This window comes from Micromonospora sp. 050-3 (genome assembly GCF_046549335.1).
Lineage (GTDB): Bacteria > Actinomycetota > Actinomycetes > Mycobacteriales > Micromonosporaceae > Micromonospora > Micromonospora trifolii.
This window is the reverse complement of sequence record NZ_JAJPVX010000006.1, coordinates 2,501-5,092: the sequence shown is the minus strand read 5'-3', so window position 1 is coordinate 5,092 and position 2,592 is coordinate 2,501. Positions and strand designations below refer to the sequence as shown.

At 56.6% G+C, this 2,592-nt stretch carries 1 rRNA gene (running past one end of the window); it reads right to left on the bottom strand.

Features of this window, described 5'->3' with window-relative positions:
- Positions 1-2,592: ribosomal RNA gene (locus tag ACLJOK_RS33530) — 23S ribosomal RNA — on the bottom strand (its annotated part continues 411 nt past the right edge of the window); the annotation flags it as partial.

Genomic DNA, 2,592 nt, shown 5'->3' with positions numbered 1-2,592 from the left:
GTGGGTGGGATACCTCATCTTGAAGCAGGCTTCCCGCTTAGATGCTTTCAGCGGTTATCCCTTCCGAACGTAGCTAACCAGCCGTGCCCTTGGCAGGACAACTGGCACACCAGAGGTTCGTCCGTCCCGGTCCTCTCGTACTAGGGACAGCCCTTCTCAAGTATCCTACGCGCACGGCGGATAGGGACCGAACTGTCTCACGACGTTCTAAACCCAGCTCGCGTACCGCTTTAATGGGCGAACAGCCCAACCCTTGGGACCTGCTACAGCCCCAGGATGCGACGAGCCGACATCGAGGTGCCAAACCATCCCGTCGATATGGACTCTTGGGGAAGATCAGCCTGTTATCCCCGGGGTACCTTTTATCCGTTGAGCGACACCGCTTCCACTCGCAAGTGCCGGATCACTAGTCCCGACTTTCGTCCCTGCTCGACCTGTCAGTCTCACAGTCAAGCTCCCTTGTGTACTTGCACTCAACACCTGATTGCCAACCAGGCTGAGGGAACCTTTGGGCGCCTCCGTTACCTTTTAGGAGGCAACCGCCCCAGTTAAACTACCCACCAGACACTGTCCCTGAACCGGATAACGGTCCGAAGTTAGATACCCAAATCAACCAGAGTGGTATTTCAAGATTGCCTCCACCCATACTGGCGTATGGACTTCACCGGCTCCCACCTATCCTACACAAGCTAATTCGAGTACCAATGTCAAGCTATAGTAAAGGTCCCGGGGTCTTTCCGTCCTGCCGCGCGTAACGAGCATCTTTACTCGTACTGCAATTTCGCCGGGCCTGTGGTTGAGACAGTGGGGAAGTCGTTACGCCATTCGTGCAGGTCGGAACTTACCCGACAAGGAATTTCGCTACCTTAGGATGGTTATAGTTACCACCGCCGTTTACTGGCGCTTAAGTTCTCCGCTTCGCCCCGAAGAGCTAACAGGTCCCCTTAACGTTCCAGCACCGGGCAGGCGTCAGTCCATATACATCGAATTACTTCTTCGCATGGACCTGTGTTTTTAGTAAACAGTCGCTTCCCCCTGCTCTCTGCGGCCATACAACGCTCCACCCGCGCGGGGCTTCACGTCTCCGGCCCCCCTTCTCCCTAAGTTACGGGGGCAATTTGCCGAGTTCCTTAACCACAGTTCGCCCGATCGCCTCGGTATTCTCTACCTGACCACCTGTGTCGGTTTGGGGTACGGGCCGCTAAGAACTCGCTAGAGGCTTTTCTCGGCAGCATAGGATCACTGACTTCACCTGAATCGGCTCGGCATCACGTCTCAGCCTTCATGTGTTGCGGATTTGCCTACAACACGGCCTACACGCTTACCCCGGCACAACCACCGGCCGGGCTCAGCTACCTTCCTGCGTCACCCCATCGCTTGACTACTACCCATCAGGTTCCCACGCTCCCCACCATCCGTCCGAAGACATCAGGCAGCTCGGGTGGTTAGCACAACGAGGTTCATCAGGGACGCTCTTTCGCGGGTACGGGAATATCAACCCGTTGTCCATCGACTACGCCTCTCGGCCTCGCCTTAGGTCCCGACTCACCCAGGGCGGATTAGCCTGGCCCTGGAACCCTTGGTCATCCGGCGGAAGGGTTTCTCACCCTTCTTTCGCTACTCATGCCTGCATTCTCACTCGTGCCGCGTCCACAACTGGGTCACCCCGCTGCTTCACTCGCGGCACGACGCTCCCCTACCCATCCACACACCTGCACAAGGAATCAAGTCCAAGCGAGGATAAAATGTGAATGCCACAGCTTCGGCGGTGTGCTTGAGCCCCGCTACATTGTCGGCGCGGAACCACTTGACCAGTGAGCTATTACGCACTCTTTAAAGGGTGGCTGCTTCTAAGCCAACCTCCTGGTTGTCTGTGCGACCCCACATCCTTTTCCACTTAGCACACGCTTAGGGGCCTTAGCTGGTGATCTGGGCTGTTTCCCTCTCGACTACGAAGCTTATCCCCCGCAGTCTCACTGCCGCGCTCTCACTTACCGGCATTCGGAGTTTGGCTGATTTCGGTAAGCTTGTGGGCCCCCTAGACCATCCAGTGCTCTACCTCCGGCAAGAAACACGCGACGCTGCACCTAAATGCATTTCGGGGAGAACCAGCTATCACGGAGTTTGATTGGCCTTTCACCCCTAACCACAGGTCATCCCCCAATTTTTCAACATTGGTGGGTTCGGCCCTCCACGCGGTCTTACCCGCGCTTCAGCCTGCCCATGGCTAGATCACTCCGCTTCGGGTCTAGGACACGCGACTGAATCGCCCTATTCAGACTCGCTTTCGCTACGGCTCCCCCACACGGGTTAACCTCGCCACATGCCACTAACTCGCAGGCTCATTCTTCAAAAGGCACGCCGTCACCCCGCAAGGCTCCGACGGATTGTAGGCGAACGGTTTCAGGTACTATTTCACTCCCCTCCCGGGGTACTTTTCACCATTCCCTCACGGTACTTGTCCGCTATCGGTCACCAGGAAGTATTTAGGCTTACCAGGTGGTCCTGGCAGATTCACGGCAGATTTCAGGGGTCCGCCGCTACTCGGGAACACCCACAGAAGGTCAGCAACTTTCACCTACCGGACTCTCA